Here is a 17,069-nt window from a genome sequence, read left to right on the forward strand (position 1 = left end):
GCCCCGCGACAATCAGAGCCAACAAACCTCTTGCGCGCGACAATCATCGCGGCAATCATCACCTCGCCGCGACACCGACTCGCCATCCTGATTGTCGCGCGCTTCCCACCCAGATTGTCGCGCTATAGGCCGTGTCGTGAAGAGCGGCGGCAAGGAACTGGCGCTGGAGCTGGAAGCGTCCGGCTATGCCAATTTCCGAGGACGCGGCTTGGCCGTGTTGCGGATGTTCCGATGACCCTGGCTCTGGCGAATACCAATCCCGAATGCCCGGCGAGAGACGTCTTTAACGCCGCGCAGGGACGATTACCCGGCGCGGGAGCTGTTGCCTATGCCCGCGCCCGCGCTTTCGACGCATTCGAGCGCGCTGGCCTGCCGCACCCGCGCCTTGAGGAGTGGACATACACTGACCTTCGCGTGCTGATGCGCGCGGTCCTGCCGCTAGCGTCGTTACCGGACGTTGCCGCGCTGGTGCGCGCAAAAGCGGCAGTTGCGCGGACGGCACTCGAAGGCGCGGCTAAGCTGGTGCTGGTCGACGGAGTGTTCGCGCCTGACCTGTCGGACCTGGCGGCGTTCGGCGAGGGCGTCGATGTCAAGACGGTGCCTGAGTTTCTGGAGTATTCAGCCGGGGCCGATCTGCTGATAACCTTCACGACGGATCCGATGATCTCGCTGAATGCCGCGATGGTGACTGACGGTGTCGTGGTCACGCTTGGCGATGGCGTCGCGCTGAGCCGTCCGATCCAGATCATTCACGTCGCGACTCAGGCTCTATCGTCTGCGTTCACACGCTCGTATCTGAAACTTGGCAAGAGCGCACAGGCGACCCTGGTCGAAAGCTTTGTTGCTGCGGATGGCGCGAGCGCCTATCAGGTTCACGACGCGGTGATCGCCCAGATTGGGGAAGGAGCGAATCTTTCGCATTTGCGCGTGGTGGCTGACGCAGCTGACGCCACCAACATCTCGTCAAGGATGATGACCGTCCACGAGAAAGCGACGGTGAGTTCCTTCAATATGACCTATGGCGGAACAGTCACTCGCTACCAGGGCTTCATCACATTGGCGGGTGCGCGGTCCGAGCTCTCCATCAACTGCGTCAACCTGCTCAACAATACCCAGCACGGGGACACCACGCTGGTGATTGATCACGCCGCACCTCGTTGCACGAGCGAAGAGAATTTCCGCTGCGTGGTGGACGATCGAGGCCATTCCGTGTTCCAGGGACGGATCATCGCCAACGCGCAGAAATCGCAGGGCACGATGATGACGCGGGCGCTGCTCCTGTCTGACGAGGCCAAGGCCGATAACAAGCCGGACCTGCAAATCTTCGCGGATGATGTCACCTGCGGCCATGCCGCGACATCAGGCGCGCTCGACGACAGCCTCTTGTTCTATCTGCGCGCGCGCGGCCTGCCCGAGAAGGAGGCGCAGGCGCTTTTGATCCAGGCGTTTCTCGGCGAGGCGATCGAGGAGATCGCAGACGCTGGTCTGCGGGAGTACGTGAGCGCGCGGGTCGCGCGCTGGCTGGAGACGCGGCGATGAGCACGCATCCGGCCGTTCGCGGTTCCACTTATGACGTGATGCGCGTTCGTGAGGAGTTTCCGGCGCTTGCCATTCGGGTGTATGGCAAGCCGCTCGTCTATCTCGACAATGCTGCCTCGGCCCAGAAACCCAGGGCGGTGCTCGACCGCCTCATGCGGGCCTATACAAGTGAATATGCCAATGTGCATCGCGGCCTGCATTACCTCGCCAATGTCGCGACCGAAGCCTATGAAGGGGCGCGGACCAAGGTGGCGCAGTTCGTCAACGCCCGCCGTTCAGAAGAGATTATCTTCACCCGCAATGCCACCGAAGCGATCAACCTCGTGGCCTCTTCCTATGGGCAGCCGAATATCGGCAACGGAGACGAGATCGTGCTCTCGGTCATGGAGCACCACTCCAACATCGTGCCCTGGCATTTTCTGCGGGAACGCCACGGCGTCGTGATCAAATGGGCGCCGGTTGACAGCGACGGCAATTTTATCATCGAGGAACTCGAAAAGCTCCTCACCGCCCGTACCAAGCTGGTCGCAATCACGCACATGTCGAACGCGCTGGGCACTGTCGTGCCGGTCAAGGACGTGGTCAGGCTGGCGCACGCCCGCGGCATCAAAGTGCTGGTCGATGGTGCACAGGGCGCCGTGCACCTGCCGGTGGACCTGCAGGACATCGGTTGCGATTTCTACGTCTTCACCGGTCACAAGCTCTACGGGCCGACCGGGATCGGTATGCTCTACGGCAGGCATGAGCTGCTTGCTGCGATGCGGCCCTTCAATGGCGGGGGCGAGATGATACGTGATGTGGCGCAGGACCGGGTCACGTATGGTGATCCTCCGCACAAGTTCGAGGCCGGCACGCCGCCGATGGTCCAGGCGATCGGACTGGGGGCCGCCATCGACTATGTCAACTCGATCGGTAAGGCGCGCATCGCCGCGCATGAGCATGATCTTGCCGAGTACGCGCACGAGCGCTTGGGTGAAATCAAGTCGCTGCGGCTGATCGGCATGGCGAAGGACAAGGGGCCGCTGATCTCCTTCGAGCTGAAGGGCGTCCATCCCCACGATGTCGCGACGATCATCGATCGGCAGGGCGTTGCAGTGCGCGCCGGCACGCATTGCGCGATGCCATTGATCAAGCGGTTCGGTGTGCCAGCAACGTGCCGTGCGTCATTGGCGCTCTACAACACGCATGCAGACGTTGATGCACTCGCTCAGGCCGTTATTGCGGCCGACGAATTGCTCGCATGAAGGGGCGACCGCGCCCCAAGCGATAACGGATGGCTCCGTCGCATCGCCGCACCAATACGTGAAATCCTCATTAGCGTGTGGCCTCTGCCGGCGCGGGTGAGGGGGTTCTTTTGCGAACCAGAAACGAGGGCATGCGTGCTGGTGGACCATGGCGCGGCATTGGCCGATGCGAGCGAAATCGAAATCCGGCGGTAGAGGTTCAGCTTCACAATCATCCCTGCCAAGTCACGTTTCAATCCGCAAGCCGTGCTCGCGGTCATGCGCGCTGGCTAGCGACATGGTGGGCCTTGGCGTGGCAAAGGAGATTTTGAGTCCCTTAGGTGATAACGTAACTATCTGACTCTACAGTATAAAAATACGATTTTCAAGTGAGTGTGTAAGAGAGTGTGCAACTTTCGCTCTCTGCGCCGTCTCAATAGGCTAAAAGGGCTTCATGAAAATCTTCTGGTGTTGGCAGTCGGATACGCCGGGCAAGACTGGTCGCCACTTCGTGCGCGATGCGCTGAAACTCGCGATCGAGGAGCTTAAGCAAGCGCCTGACGTCGAGGAGCCTACAGCCGCCGAGACCCGCGAAGGCATTCATCTCGATCATGATCGGCAAGGTGTGACCGGCAGCCCCGACCTCGCCCGCACCATCTTCGACAAGATCGACCGCTCCGCCGTCTTTGTGGCGGATGTCACCGCCGTAGGAACGGCGCTGGATGGCAAGAAAAAGCTAATCAATTCGAATGTCGGTATCGAATACGGCCACGCCCATGGCTCCTTGGGCGATGAATCGATCTTGATGGTTCAAAACACCTATTACGGGGACCGCGAGACGCTTCCCTTCGATCTCAAGCACAAGGCCGGGCCCATCCAATACCGGCTCGCGCCGGATGCCAAGAAGCCGGAGATCGAAGCGGAGAAGAAGAAGCTGGTTGCGCAGCTTGTCACGGCCCTGCGCCCGTTCGTCGCGCGCGCCACAGCACAAGCGGCAGTGGCCTTTCAAGAAGCGTCGCCGGTCGGATCACCCGCGACCTTCTTCGAGCCTCACGAAGTCCTGGGCCGCCTTGGTCTCAGTGGGGTCGATGAAATCGAATATCGGTTTGCCGAGCCCCGCGTGTTCTACCTGCGGGTTATGCCTGCGACGGCATGCCCGCCGCTGAAGCACACAAAACTCATGGACCTCGCAAGCCAAGGGGTGCGGCCCGATGTGCTCTCGCAAACGAGGTTTGCCGGGAATCTGGACCGCAATCGATTTGGTGTGATCGCGTTTGAACCGAGCGGCACGTCCACGACGCCGAGAGCGTTGACGCAGCTTTTCATGAGCGGCGAAATCTGGGGCCTGTCGACGCATTTCTTCCGGACCTATGAAGGGAATCCCGCGATTGCGGTGACGGTTCTGGAAAACGTCTTTCGCCGCGTGTTGTCGAACTATTGCGAGATTCTGAGCAGGGGCATGGCGGTTGCCCCGCCCTATACCGTCGTGCTGGGCGCAATCGGCCTTCAAGACGCCGTCGTGGGATTCAACAACACGGTTGATGGTCCGATCCATCAGGATCGTCATGAGACTCGGCTGGTGCTGAACGATCTCGGCAAGGAAGCCCAGGAAGCCGTGTTGCGGGAATTCATCGACGCCATCCTCGATCTTGCGGGCGTAACACGCGCCTGAGGGCGCGCCTTTTTCTCCCTTTCGGCTGCGCATGCAACCGGACTAGGCCAGCGCCAATGAGCGGGGATAGGCTGTCACAGGCCGCCGCCCTTGCGGCGCTCGCCTTGGCCTTGACAGCCGGGGGCCGCAGGCCCGAATCCAATTGAGAGATAGCCTTTTTCCAATTGTCGTGACCGATAGCTGATAGGACGCACGATGGCATCGAATAATAATGCCGCTATTCAATTGATTGAAGAACTTCAGAAAAGATTGGGCAAGGCTTCGTTCGTTGCTCCGTCACCCCTCCGGGGCACGCGCTCAAGCGGTAAGCAAGGTTTGGACGCGTTACACGTTGGTGAGGCTAGCATAGCTGCTGCAAGGGAACGGGCGCGGATACAGTCGAAGATCTCTGAACTCAAGAAATTCATCGAAGAGAGCATTGAAAGGAGCGCGAGTGCGCCGCTCAGCGTCTCTACGATTATTTCCCCAATCAACAAGGTTGCCGAAGGCATCCTTGTCAAATCGACTTCGTTGATCTGGGCATCAATCGTTCAACATCTTGAAACTGATTGGTCCTATGCGTACCAAATACCTCCGACTCAGTGGGAAGAGATAGTCGCCGGGGCCTTTGATAAGGCCGGGTTTGATGAAGTTGTGCTGACGCCAAGGTCCGGAGATTATGGTCGTGATGTCATCGCCATAAGAAAAGGAATTGGTAGTATTAAGATTATTGGTTCCGTGAAAGCCTATAAGCTTGGTCACCTAGTCAAGCATGACGATGTTCGTGCTCTGCTTGGCGTTCTTGCAGGAGATACATCAGCGTCAAAGGGAATTCTAACAACAACGTCAGATTTCGCTCCTACAATATCCAGTGATCCATTCATTAAAAACTTCTTGCCTACGCGGCTGGAGTTGATGAACGGCGATAGCCTGAAGCGATGGCTCGTGGACCTAGTACAGAAAACATAGTGATCAGGAGGAGTGCCGATTTTGGGAGCCGTAGCAATCAAAGGAAATGTGGCACCCGCTGAGGGGCCGTGATAGCGACGCCGGAACGGCGGGACCCAAAGGCGAGTGCAGTCGCGAGACCGGTAAAGAAGGCACCCGGGCGACGGGCAGTGATAGCGGTGCCGGAACGGCAGCCCTTCGCCCGAGTGCCTCCGGCGAGCGACACCTTATATATACGCGAGGATCGAAGCCGGATGGCCGAGACCCATAGGGCTCGGTTTACGAGAGCCGTGCCGAAGGCCGCGCAAAATAATTGAAACGAGTTGGACCTACCCTCCGATAGCGCTTAAATTCCCCGGGATGGCACAGTCAGACTTCAAAACCTGCTTTATCTCTGCACCCTTTGGGACGGACACGGCTCCTTTGCGGGCGGCGCTGGAACAGCGAAATGTACAATGGCGCGATCAAACAAACATCGCCTTGGGGACGAGCTGGATTGAACTCTTGGAAGATGAAATGTCGCGGGCAGATTTCATCTGCTCTGTCATTCCGGAAGATGCAAACCCGAATGTGATGTTCGAGCTTGGACTGGCGATTGGGAGGAACAAGCCGGTCCTTGCTCTGGTGAAATCAGCGGCGGGGCTCCCGCTGGACGCGTTGACCTATTTTGTGCTGCCGCCTGACGCTGAGGCACTCGGACGGGCGCTCGATACGTTTCTGTCGCATTCAAAGCCAATCTCAAAGCGCCCGCGAAAGGCCGTGGTTCCGAAATCATCGCCGGGTGTAGCGAATAAGGCCCCGACGACGAGGATAGGCCATACGGCAGAACTGCAAGCAGCGGAATTACTCCGGCAAGCGGGTTACATCGTTTCCGATGAGATGGGGCCCATGGATAAGGGCGTCGATCTGGCCGTCTGGATCGATGAATTGGAGCCAGTAATCGGTGGCCCGTTACTTGTGCAGGTCAAGAGCGGCCAACCGAGCATGAATCGTGTGCTCCAGGCCAAAGAGGAACTCCGCGAATATGTGATCAAGACCAACGGCAAGGTCGGCCTCATCGTGTGGTGGGGCGTATCGGCCGTGCCGGAGCCGCCATCGCCTCCTGGCCGCCACAGGTGGCCCTTGATCGTTGTGTTGCCCGGTGAAAAGCTTACCAGGCTTGTAGAGTCCGGCGGATTGACCTCGGAGCTTACACGGTTGCGTAACGCAGCCGTGCATGGCGGCGTGTAACCGTGGCAGCCATTCCTCGTAGAAAAATCGCTGAAGGCTTGCGGCGGGTCGGAGAGGCAGGCACGACGAACGAGAAAGGCCGCGCGCTCGAAGACTTTGTGTGTCTCCTGTTTCCGCTGGTCCCGGGAATCGAGATCGCGGAGCGAAACGTCCTCAATGCGTTTCAGACCGAGGAAGTCGATGTAGCGCTTTGGAATGCGCAGCATCAAAAGGGATTCTATTTCCTTCCGAACCTCCTTTTGGTCGAGTGCAAGAACTGGAGCGTGGCGGTCGGCAGCCAAGAGGTTTCCTACTTTATCAACCGCCTACGGCAGCGTGGCTGCGACTACGGTATCCTTTTCGCGGCGAACGGCATAACCGGCGTCCCGGAGGACCTGACGCGCGCGCATTTTGAGATCGCGACGGCGCTGACGGCAGGCATTCGGGTCATCATTATTACGCCCGCGGACATCGAAACGCTCGATACGACGCATGCGCTAGTCACCTTGATGAAGAAGAAGTTGTGTCAGCTTGCGGTGGCGGGGACGTGCATCTAGACCCGCCCTATCGGGCTGGTCCGAATTATTGTATTTTCGGCCATGGCAACAAAAGGCCAACACACGGTACCACGGCTTCACCTTCAGCATTTTGCGGGAGCGTCACCTGCTGGTCAGGTGTGGACCTACGATGCTGTGGCGGGCCGTCGCTGGTCGGCGGTCCCCGAGGAGACCTGCAAGCAAACGCACTTCTATTCCATCGAGCGCGGCGATGGCACGATGGACACGCAGATTGAAGAGTTCCTTTCGACCATCGAAAGCCGCGCGGCGCCGGCTTATCAGCTATTGACCGAGGGAAAGCTGCCTCAAAGCGCGCAAACACGCGCGGATTTTGCGAAGTTCTTGGCTGTCCTATATTGCCGGACGACCACGATGCGACGCATCTCCGCGCAGATACACGGACATGGCGCGCAAATTCTTAGCTTCGCCTATGCAAATAATCCCGATGCCTTTGACACCGTCATCCGCCGGATGGAGGCGGAAAAGGGTCAAGCCATAGACCCGCGCGTCAAAGAGGAAGTCCGGCAGCTCATGTTGAAGCCGAGCGGCTACGTCATGGAGATCTCTCAAGAGCGGACACTTGGTGCATTGAAGATTGCGGATGGCCTGGCTGCAATCCTCCAGAAAATGCGATGGTCGCTGGCCGATGCCCAAGGTGGGTCGTCGTTTATCACCAGCGACAATCCGGTCGCGCGAGAAGTGGACCCCAAGACCCGTCATCCGGTGTTAGGTGATCATGGCTTTCGGAATAAAACGGCGGAAGTAACCTGTCCGCTGACGCCTTCGCGCTGCCTAGTCTTGTCATGGGACGAGGAGGCGCGCGAGTACGGAATGTTCGATGCTGAACACGTGGGCTATGTGAACAACGTTCGCGCGGTTTACGCGGAGCGGTACCTGTTTTCTAACCGAAGCGACGACGCGATTGCGCATCTGGCGGAGAAATACAAGGACTCACGGGTTCGCGTGGGAACCCATGGCTTCGGCCCGGAAGAGTTCGCACCCGTCGAAATCGCGCGGCGTTCAAAGCCAAAAAAGCCTTAGGTGGCGGTGTTCCGTAAGGGCTCGGTCCACGAGAGCCGTACCGAAGGTCGCATCCGCAATTTGCTTAATCTACCCTGCTTGAAGTGATCCGGGCTGATGCTTCTTAGGCGGCTTGAACGCGACAAAGTTCTTCAGCAGGTAACTCGAGTTTCCGTATATCTCCTGGGCCATCGCATCTTTGCTTAAGAGGCCATCGAAACTCAGCGCTTGCGCGGCAATACTCGCATCAACAATATCATTGCGGATTCGATCTTTACCGGCCTTCTTCGCGCCTCCGACCGCTATCCAGCGTAGCGCGTGCATGGTCGCAGAGATTGAGAAACAGAATATGTAGCTGTGCATTAAGTCTTCCCAAGGCGGAACGGGCTTCCCAAGCGCATCAAAAAAGCCGTTCGCAAAGTGGAAAACACGGTCCAGTAGTTTGCCGACCATTTCGTCGGTGAAGGGCTCCTTGTTTCGAATGCGGCGAAGCTCCTCTTCTGTGAATTGCTTGGCCGCTTCTTCGAGGTCGGCCGCAAACGTTTCGCTTCCATGCTTGATCTCTTCCAAGTGAGCTTGCGCATGTTTGCTCATACGTTCGAAGTGGGCGATTTCGGCGGGTCGGCCCGCGACGAGTTTTGGCCGGGCATGTCGTAACCACCTCCGAAGTTGCCTCGTTCGCCTACCATCCGAGAAGCGCTTCTTCGTTCCTTTGCGTCGCCCACGTAGCGCTGCAAGGCGGTCCGCTGGTTTTGCGACAATGACCTGATTGGGGAATTCGGCGAGAATACTCGTTGACTTGATGACGCTCTCGCGCCCAGCGGCCATGATTTCCAGCTCCACCAATTCTGGAACGACAACGCGATTCTTGCGCGAAGCCGCTAGGTACGCGCGCAGGTCGTCGTCCTGCAACATATTCGTATCCACAACCTTCCGCATAAGGTTCTCCTTTGGCGTAAGTCGGAGTGTCTAGAACTGAAACTTAAGCAAGCTAATCTCGGCGTGTTCGATAGCGCCGGTCTTGCGTGAATAAAACGCCTGATAGAACTTGAAATCCTTTCGGCCCTCGGCCCGGCATTTCTCTTCGATGATCCGGCAGATGTCGAGCTTGGCTTTGACGGGGGTCTTTATGCCGAAGATGAGGCCTTCCAGGTCTGAAAACTTATATTGAAGAGTTCGGGTTGTTGGATCGCGGAAGTTCAGGAAATAGTCGTCAAGAATAAGCCGGTACTCTTGTTCGTGAGACCAGTCGCTGAGTTTGCGAGTGATCACATGATAGAATTTGTCCCAATAGCGATCGCGCCATGCCGCGTCGGCGCGGAAGATTTCCTCCCCGCACGGCGATTGCTTTCCCGTCTCGTCCGAATACCAGTGTTGCCGGAGGACAGGAAACGGAAAGCGTCCGAGAGACCGGAAGAAGTCGACGGGTTCATGCTGATTTTCGTAGGCGATCCTCTTGAACGGATGGGGAAAGAAGTCGACGATCGGCCCGTCCGCGTTGAGGCCGACCTGTCGCCGCAAGCTTAAGCCCGGCTTGTTGGCAACGTTGGTGGCGTTGAACTTCAGGCAAACCGCCGTGTGGTTGTTGCCATACGATCCCCAAATCGCCGAGTTGCGGCAGTCCGCCATGAAACAGGCAGCGTACCATTCGGGATAGACGAGAGTTTCAACCTGTCTCACATATTCGTCCGCGAACGTCAGGACGACGAAATTGCGGTTCGACTGTCCGAAGTCCACAAGGCCATTATAGAAGTTGATGAAATCAAGTTGAGCCGTGGTCTGTTTTCGCAAGCTGTAAAATATATCGACCTGATATTCGTCCACCGGGTGTTGGTCGGCCATGGCACGAAGCTTCAGCACGGAATCGAGAGCCAACTTGACCGTTGTGCGCGACCCTTCCCGCAAGGCGTCAGGCTCCGCCACGGCGGGGTGCAGGCCGCGCCGCGTATAAGCGTCGCGAATGATATTTAGCGCAAGAGTATGGATGGCGCGCAGATGGGCCGCGAGTTCGTCGCGGCGAATGGGGAGCGGTTGGCTGGCAAGAGCCTGTATGAATTGCGCTACAGTCGGCTCCCCGAAGAACTCGGCGAGGATCTCGTTTTCCAGCTCCTTGTGCGGCACGCCCTCATTGAGATCACCGTGATTGAAAACTGGAATGTGTTTCCAATCGACCGGTTCCGCCTCGCCGCAGATCAACCATTGGGAGAAGGCGTTATCCAGACAAATCAGGAAGTGACCGAAAAAGTTCTTCCAGACGATCTCATCGCCCTTCCAGAAGATGTCGCGGAACCCCTCCATGGGATCGTTGAGCTGATCCGGACTGGCGAAATAGATTTCCTGTTTGCGAAGCTCGTTCTTCTCAAGAAGGCGATCGAGTGGCCGAAAGCGATAGAGGAAATCCGCTGCGGTCTGCCCTTGTGTCGTGTGTCTTGACGACGAAGCCAGAAGTGGCTCCGTCAAATCATTCCGTACTTCTTAAGAAGGGTCTCCAACCGGCTGATATGCGGCTGGATGTTTGGAAGCGTTGGAACGGCATAACCCACCTGCGTGTGGTGCGCTGGGTCGCAAAAATGGACGGTATCACGCAGCCCGGCGTGCTCGGAAGGCAAGGTGCCGGTTATCGACTGGAAGAGCGGCAGTAATTCCTTGGCCGTTGCACGGTCGTAGGTAGGCGATGGCGCGGGCACGCCCATGATTTGCAAGTGTAGCTCCCGAATGAATCGCTCCGACAAGACGCGGATGCGATCGACAGCGTAAGATCGGTTCTCTTCGTTACCTTTGGCTGCGCCTTTGATTTCGGTCAATAGTTTTCGCACCGCAGTTTGTTCAGTGATGGCTGGTCCACCTTGCGCGTAACTATCGTAGTGATAGACCTTCATCGCGCGCGCCCCGTTTAAGTCACGAAGCCGCTCCGCAATGTGCTTGACGTGCGACAGCACAATAACTTGCTTGCCGTGGTCATCCAGCAAGTGAGGAACCACATCGGCAATGAAGGCCTCGGTATGATCATCGTCCATGGATTGGACCGGGTCATCCAAGAGAACGAAACCAAATGGCGATGCGGGCGTCGTTGCCCGCATCAGCCACATGGACAGGCCCAGGCAATTCAGTTGGCATTCGCTCAAGTTTGCGGCGGCTGGCATCTTAGTGCCGAAGCTTGTTGCGTTGAGCTTCATCGAATCCGTTCCGGGCTCCATGCTGTCGAACACGACATCCGCGCCTCGGTTAAGGCGGTCATAGAGCGCCTTTACCTCCGCGCCTCGCGTGGTGAGAAGCGCAGCTTGGCGGGTCTGCATCTCGGATTCAACGGAACGGATCAGCTCCTGGCTTTCTTCCAGCACCTTCTCATAACGGTCGAGCAAGCGCATTTTCGGCTCAAGCTTCAACGTTTTGCCGACGGCGTCGATGCGTGCGACAAAAGCGTCGGACGAAATAAGCGCCGAAAGCTTGGGCTCGAACTCATTCCACGCTTGCTCGTAGCGCTGAAAGGCCTGAAGTGTCCCGGCGGCTGCGCCGCTGACGCTATCCTTCACAGTCGCCGCTTGCGCGACGACTGCGGCGATTTTGTCAGGGATTTCGAGAAGCCCAGCGCAGGTGTCAAGAAACTCGATTGCGCTGTCCAAAAGGGTCTTGTCCGCGTGCCTCGCCGCCTTGAACGCCTCAAGCTCGGTTAGAAACGTCGCCAGTTCCTCGGGTTTCTGCACGAATAGACGGCCGAGTTGTTCAAGGTCGTCCTCCGCAAGCTCCTCGACGCCGAACTCTCTCGCATGGGCCCGATAACTCGCGATCCGCGCCTTGGCCGCTGCAATTGCTGCGGCCAGCGCGTCGTTCTTCTGCATGCGGTCGACATTGTCGGCCAAGCGCTTTGACAATTCTTCGCGCTTTGCGGTTGTCAGCGTGTCCGCTTCGCACATGGGGCACCGATCACCGGACGGTGTAAGCTCAAGGCCCGCCTTCCACAGTTCGAGGAACGCGGACTTATAGGTCGAAGCGGTCGTCGCTGCGGTGATCGCGATGGCGCGCTCAACTACGGTCAACGCATCCACGACGGCCTTCATCCCAGCGTCCAAAGGTGTAGACTTACCGTCGTTGGGCGCGAGCTTGCCCGCATCGAACACCGACCGGCTGGCTTGTTGCCGCGTTTCACGCAACGCTGTCAGCGCCTCATCTACCGTCGGACAGGGTGCGCCGGTCAGAGCTTGCGCGGCATCGAGCAATGCTTGCGTATCCTCAGCCGACTTGACCTGCATAGGAGAGAGTTGCCAGCGGCGGGCGAGGTCCTGAGTTTCAGCAATCTCCGCAAGCGTCCTTGCCTGCGCGGCCAGCTCGCGGCGCGCATCCGAAACGCTGCGGGGCGGCGTGCGCTGGAAGGATGCGCGCGCGCTGTCGAGCGCATTTTTCAGCGCTGTCAGCTCGTCAAGCCCGAAAGCAGCGCAAATAGCGTCACGCCTGTCCTTCGGCTTGGAATGGATGAAGGTCTGCAACCCGTGCTGTGCGACAACGGGATAGAAGGCTTCAATCGGGGAAACATTGATGGTGGAAAAGTCGGCGGGCGTGCCATCGACAAACGTTGTCGACGCCTCCCCGGGTCCAAGTTTGCGCGACAGCACGGCCCGGCGTCCGGCGATCTCGACCGTTGCACTGACTTCGGTCGGTGTGCCGCCATGAATGTTGGCGAATGAATTCGAATATTCGCTGCGGCTGTAGCCTTCGCCTTGCTGGCGGCGTTTGGTCATGCCGTAGAAAAGCCATTCGATGGCCTCGGCCAGGCTGGTCTTGCCGAACCCATTCGGCCCGAAGAACAGCAACAAATCGCCTTCGAGCGGGATGGTCTGTCCGGCGGCACCAAAGCCTCGGAAATTACGGATTGTCAGATTGACGAGCCGCATCGGGCTGCTCCTCGTCCAATGCCGCCTCCATCTCCTCCTTCAGGCGCTGGATATGATCTGCCTTCGTGAGGCCGGGATCGCGTACCGCATCGCGAAACGTCTCGACGAGCCTGCGGGACAGTGCCTGGGTGGTTGAAGAATGAACTTGGTCCAAATGATTTCGATCGGTCATGAATACTCTTGAAACCATAGGTGCGCCGGAAATTGGCGCTGGTTGCCGGGAGCATCATTGGTTGCATATTTCCCGCAGCCTCTCAACTATAGGTTAGCCTATGCCAATTGCACTAACCTTGGCTGCGCGAGCCGCGTGGCACCGCTCCCATGGCCTTGATTCGTCGCATTATCCCTTTGCTTCGATTGCCGCCTGTCGCAAATCTGCTGATAACACCGTCAGTTGCGCCAATCGATTGTTGAAAGCGTACGTTATTGTAGATTTTCGGCATGGACAAAGAAAACGCACGCGCGCAACTGATCGACGAGAAAAAACCAGCCTACAGCCCGTCAGCATTTATGAGGGCGAGAAGGCCGGAGCAATTCTCTGATTCTTCCATGGCGGATGCCCCGCCTCTAGAAAAGGGCTTCTTCGAATATCATCTCGAAACGCTAACGAGCCGGAGCGATGAAAAGCCTTTTGAACTTTTCTGCCGACGGCTTGCGCAAAAGGAAATCTGCCTGAACCTCATTCCTCAAACTGGCCCCACGGGCGGCGGCGATAGCAAGGTAGATACTGAAACGTATCCCGTCGCGGCGGAGGTTGCTGAGCGCTGGTACGAAGGCAATCCGAGCGCCGCTTCCGAGAGATGGGCATTCGCTTTCAGCGCCAAGAAGGATTGGCGCGGAAAAGTCCGCTCCGACGTTAAGAAAATTGCGGAGACAAAGCGCGGCTATTCGCTGATCTACTTCTTTTCAAACCAGTTTATAAAGGATCGGGATCGCGCAGCCACGGAGGATAAGCTTACCAAGAGATTCGGCATACCGGTTCGAATAGTCGATCGTAGTTGGATTGTGGAGAAGGTGTTCGACCGGAAACACTTTGCTCTAGCGATCGACTCCCTAAATATCAATGTTTCCGTTCCGAAGGAGAAGGTAACGGGGCCGCGTGACGCCGAGAAGCGAGCGGAACTTGTTGCGTTGGAACGGCAAATTGCCGATCAAGATCGCTATGCTGGCGTCGAGTATCAGCTCGCCGAAGACTGCCTCGATGCAGCTATCCTCGCGCGCGAACTTGAATTGAGCCGTGCTGAGATTGAAGGGTTGTTCGACCGCGCGAGCCGGATCTCCGAGAAGGCAGGATCGGCGCAGCAGCGCCTTCGAATCAGGTATCAACGTGCATGGACCGCGTTCTTTTGGTTTGACGACTTCGATACCGTAAACAACTTGTATGATGAAATTGAGGAACTCGCGCTCAAGAGCGACCAGGCCGACGATCTGGAATGTCTATCAAATATATGGACCAACCTTGTAACGGGCGTTCGGGTTGGTGCATTGCCAGATCAAGTGGCGAGGCTGACTGAGCGATCGGGTAGAATGAAGGCGCGTTTGGCCGAACTCGTCAGCGAGAGCGCGCGGCCAAACAATGCAGCTTCTGCTAGGACGTTGTTGTGTACGACCCGCCTTACCGAAGAAGGACCATTCGACGACAATGTTGTAGCGGAAGTTCTGACGGAGCTGGCCAATATCTTCAGCGATGCCGAACATATGGGCGGCTACCCGTTCGACCGGTTCGCGCAGTTTTTCGAAGAGATCGGGGGGGTATTTGGATCGAACCCAGCCTACGACAAGGCCTTCGAGATCGTTCTTCCGATACTAGAGCGTCGCCGAAGCGAAGGTGCCGCCGGGATGGCATTGTTGACCCGTGGTCGCCAGAAGCTTGATGCGGACGACAACTATAATGCAATTCGTTTGCTCGGACGTGCGCAGCAAAAGCTTATCAAGTACGAACACCGACATGACCTTGTTCACTGTCTGATGATTTGCGCCCTCGCGTATCAGAAGGTCGGACTACTCTGGGCGGCTCATTCGACGCTCCTGGCGGCTGCGTCCCATTCACTATCGGAGTTCGTTCGCGAGGGCCGGGTCGAACTTGCGGCGCTCCGCTGCGTTCAGCAGCTCGTATGGATCGAGTTGCAGCTCGGGCGGTTACCGCACGTTCTCAACTACGCGAACTTCGGGCAGTTGCTCGTCAACCTTCTTCAGTTGGACGATGAGCGGAAAGAATCTTTCATCGCGCAATTTCGAGACCAGGATCGCATGCTCGCGATGCTTCTGTTTCGATCGTCTCTTCGGCAGCTCGCCGCGATGGATCGCCTGCCCAAAACAATAGAAAAGATGGGGCTATTCGGCGCATCCATGACGCTGCTTTATCTACTCGGTGACAACGACGCGCTGGTTGCCGAAGGCTACGTGAAGGAAGGAACGCCCGACGCTGAACTGGACGAAACCTTCGGGCGCCTCGCGCAGATGCCGGATAGTAGCTATCTGCCATCAGCGATTGAGCTGTTTGACTCCGAGGTCGTCATTTTGAAATCCTCGGCGTTGGGGTGCCAGTGGACGATAACCGTTGATGCAAACGAAACCGGAATCCGGATTGGCGAGGCCTTCATTGGCTTCATTGAGACATTCTTTGCAACTAGTCTTGATTACGATGCTGTCCCACATCGTCAGCGCATCAATATCCGCATTGCCGCAAAGGTGGCGGACGACGGCCCCGACTTCCAAATCGCTGTAGATGACGCCGACTATCTGGCGCGGATCACTTACTCAAATTCCTATGACGCGACGCGAGAAGCCGTCGATGGAAAACTCCGAAGCTTTCTGCGGGACTCGCTCGCCGTTCTGATACCGCGTGTTCTATATGTTCCCGATCTGACGAAGTACTTCGAGCGGATCGCCGTCACAGAGGAAGGCTTTGGCCGTTCGCTAAGCTTTGCCGATGTGTTTACGAGTGCGAGCAACGTCGTCGGGACGACTCCTGTCTATGAACTTTCGGCGTGGCTCGATGAGGATTATCAGTTTCCGCTTAAACGCACCTCAATGCCCGTTTTCGGGAAGCAACCCGAGCCGGTCGCGACATTTGAAACATCTGAAGAGGTTAAATACGGCGCGGGAGAACCTCCTCCGGAATTGCGCAGTACAGACAGGTTGAGGCATGAGCAACGCCGCGTACTGTCGGTGATCGAAACGGAGCTTTGGGATGCGGCTCGATGGCGAGGTATGGCGGTTGGCATCTTTGAAGATTTTCCACCAGGCCTCCTCTTGCTGTTTGAAAACGAAACGCCCGCCCGTAAGATTTTCGAGAATTGGCGAAAGGAGTTTGGCAAGAAAGATGAGAAGGGTATCTTGCGTATTGGCCTCTTAACAGGCGTCGATAAGCGCAAACCATCATCGTATTCGATCGTTGTAAGCACGAATGTTGAGAAGGCGATCAAAGATCCAAAGCCGTTTGAGCAGGCCGTCGTTGTGACGCGTGCAAAGCGGATGGATATGGCTGATCCGAAGAACCTAGAAATGTTCTTTGCCGCCCATCGCGCATTTGACTGCTATTTTCTAGCTCCAGCGATCCTGCAGGGTGGAGGTCAGGCCCCGAAGATCATCCGCGATCTGCCGCTTTTCAAAGACGATTTAAGTGTTCGGGAGGCGTGGCGCGTTGGCGACCACGATCCAGACTTCATTGCGTTGTATCCTGACGATGATCCGGTTATCCCCGAGGGGGTGGCCGACGCACCTGTGCTCCGCGCACTTGAGCGCCATCGGCGGCGCTCAAAACCGGGAAGCTAGGTGTCATGTGCGGTCGGAAAACAGCCTTCCGTCTTGCCTAATGCCGCCAGCGCTTTCCAGGCATTAGCTCATGGAGCGCCAAAATGTGCTTTTCATGCATCGCGCGTTCGCGCTTGGCGACGGCTTCGGCGTCCAACCTTACGGGCGGCGGTATGACGACGTGGGCCAAAGAGGGCTGTAACGGTGGGGAGGCGACAACAGGCACTGGCTTAGGCACGGGCTCGCGCGGGTAACCGCCACGCATGTGCATGTTGTC

The 17,069-nt window shown here is 57.4% G+C and carries 12 protein-coding genes; 8 read left to right on the plus strand and 4 right to left on the minus strand.

The window, feature by feature from the left end; genetic code table 11:
• Positions 1-231 precede the first annotated feature (231 nt).
• From sufD to ACYCVF_RS35430, 7 genes are all read left to right on the plus strand, one after another.
• Complete coding sequence (sufD, locus tag ACYCVF_RS35400; RefSeq protein ID WP_459607342.1) at positions 232-1,539, plus strand: Fe-S cluster assembly protein SufD; 1,308 nt, start codon at positions 232-234, stop codon at positions 1,537-1,539.
• Entirely contained in the window at positions 1,536-2,783 is a 1,248-nt protein-coding gene (locus ACYCVF_RS35405; RefSeq protein WP_459607344.1) for a cysteine desulfurase, read from the plus strand. The genes sufD and ACYCVF_RS35405 overlap by 4 nt, the downstream gene beginning before the upstream one ends.
• A gap of 433 nt (positions 2,784-3,216) precedes the next feature.
• Positions 3,217-4,434: a hypothetical protein gene (locus tag ACYCVF_RS35410; RefSeq protein WP_459607346.1), complete on the plus strand. Its 1,218-nt coding sequence runs from the start codon at positions 3,217-3,219 to the stop codon at positions 4,432-4,434.
• A 195-nt stretch (positions 4,435-4,629) separates the two neighbouring features.
• Entirely contained in the window at positions 4,630-5,382 is a 753-nt protein-coding gene (locus ACYCVF_RS35415) for a restriction endonuclease (RefSeq protein ID WP_459607348.1), read from the plus strand.
• Between the two features lie 339 nt (positions 5,383-5,721).
• Positions 5,722-6,591 (plus strand): hypothetical protein, encoded by an 870-nt coding sequence (locus tag ACYCVF_RS35420; protein WP_459607350.1) that lies wholly within the window; start codon positions 5,722-5,724, stop codon positions 6,589-6,591.
• A 2-nt stretch (positions 6,592-6,593) separates the two neighbouring features.
• The gene (locus tag ACYCVF_RS35425) at positions 6,594-7,127 is read left to right on the plus strand and encodes a restriction endonuclease (protein ID WP_459607352.1); all 534 of its coding nucleotides are present in this window, start codon (positions 6,594-6,596) and stop codon (positions 7,125-7,127) included.
• Between the two features lie 42 nt (positions 7,128-7,169).
• The gene (locus ACYCVF_RS35430) at positions 7,170-8,168 is read left to right on the plus strand and encodes a DUF4238 domain-containing protein (protein WP_459607354.1); all 999 of its coding nucleotides are present in this window, start codon (positions 7,170-7,172) and stop codon (positions 8,166-8,168) included.
• Positions 8,169-8,237: 69 nt separating this feature from the next.
• On the opposite strand, the gene ACYCVF_RS35435 is transcribed toward ACYCVF_RS35430, so the two are convergent.
• The 4 genes from ACYCVF_RS35435 to ACYCVF_RS35450 are packed head-to-tail and all read right to left on the minus strand — an operon-like array spanning position 8,238 to position 13,208.
• Positions 8,238-9,086: a hypothetical protein gene (locus ACYCVF_RS35435; protein ID WP_459607355.1), complete on the minus strand. Its 849-nt coding sequence runs from the start codon at positions 9,084-9,086 to the stop codon at positions 8,238-8,240.
• Positions 9,087-9,116: 30 nt separating this feature from the next.
• On the minus strand, positions 9,117-10,607 hold the full coding sequence (locus ACYCVF_RS35440) for a hypothetical protein (protein WP_459607357.1): 1,491 nt from the start codon (positions 10,605-10,607) through the stop codon (positions 9,117-9,119).
• Positions 10,604-13,036, minus strand: coding sequence for an AAA family ATPase (locus ACYCVF_RS35445; RefSeq protein WP_459607359.1), 2,433 nt, complete (start codon positions 13,034-13,036; stop codon positions 10,604-10,606). The genes ACYCVF_RS35440 and ACYCVF_RS35445 overlap by 4 nt, the downstream gene beginning before the upstream one ends.
• Entirely contained in the window at positions 13,008-13,208 is a 201-nt protein-coding gene (locus tag ACYCVF_RS35450) for a hypothetical protein (RefSeq protein ID WP_459607361.1), read from the minus strand. The genes ACYCVF_RS35445 and ACYCVF_RS35450 overlap by 29 nt, the downstream gene beginning before the upstream one ends.
• Before the next feature lie 269 nt (positions 13,209-13,477).
• Here ACYCVF_RS35450 and ACYCVF_RS35455 point away from each other — a divergent pair, with 269 nt between their 5' ends.
• A complete protein-coding gene (locus ACYCVF_RS35455; RefSeq protein WP_459607363.1) occupies positions 13,478-16,813 on the plus strand; it encodes a hypothetical protein in 3,336 nt (1,111 codons plus the stop codon).
• The last annotated feature ends 256 nt before the right edge of the window (positions 16,814-17,069 follow it).

This window comes from Bradyrhizobium cedriense, assembly GCF_054602315.1.

Excerpts from the sequence above, each read along its gene's own strand:
- ACYCVF_RS35435 (WP_459607355.1), bottom strand. The coding sequence starts at position 9,086 with ATGCGGAAGGTTGTGGATACGAATATGTTGCAGGACGACGACCTGCGC.
- sufD (WP_459607342.1), top strand. The coding sequence starts at position 232 with ATGACCCTGGCTCTGGCGAATACCAATCCCGAATGCCCGGCGAGAGAC.
- ACYCVF_RS35455 (WP_459607363.1), top strand. The coding sequence starts at position 13,478 with ATGGACAAAGAAAACGCACGCGCGCAACTGATCGACGAGAAAAAACCA.
- ACYCVF_RS35415 (WP_459607348.1), top strand. The coding sequence starts at position 4,630 with ATGGCATCGAATAATAATGCCGCTATTCAATTGATTGAAGAACTTCAG.
- ACYCVF_RS35410 (WP_459607346.1), top strand. The coding sequence starts at position 3,217 with ATGAAAATCTTCTGGTGTTGGCAGTCGGATACGCCGGGCAAGACTGGT.
- ACYCVF_RS35420 (WP_459607350.1), top strand. The coding sequence starts at position 5,722 with ATGGCACAGTCAGACTTCAAAACCTGCTTTATCTCTGCACCCTTTGGG.
- ACYCVF_RS35445 (WP_459607359.1), bottom strand. The coding sequence starts at position 13,036 with ATGCGGCTCGTCAATCTGACAATCCGTAATTTCCGAGGCTTTGGTGCC.
- ACYCVF_RS35405 (WP_459607344.1), top strand. The coding sequence starts at position 1,536 with ATGAGCACGCATCCGGCCGTTCGCGGTTCCACTTATGACGTGATGCGC.
- ACYCVF_RS35450 (WP_459607361.1), bottom strand. The coding sequence starts at position 13,208 with ATGACCGATCGAAATCATTTGGACCAAGTTCATTCTTCAACCACCCAG.
- ACYCVF_RS35430 (WP_459607354.1), top strand. The coding sequence starts at position 7,170 with ATGGCAACAAAAGGCCAACACACGGTACCACGGCTTCACCTTCAGCAT.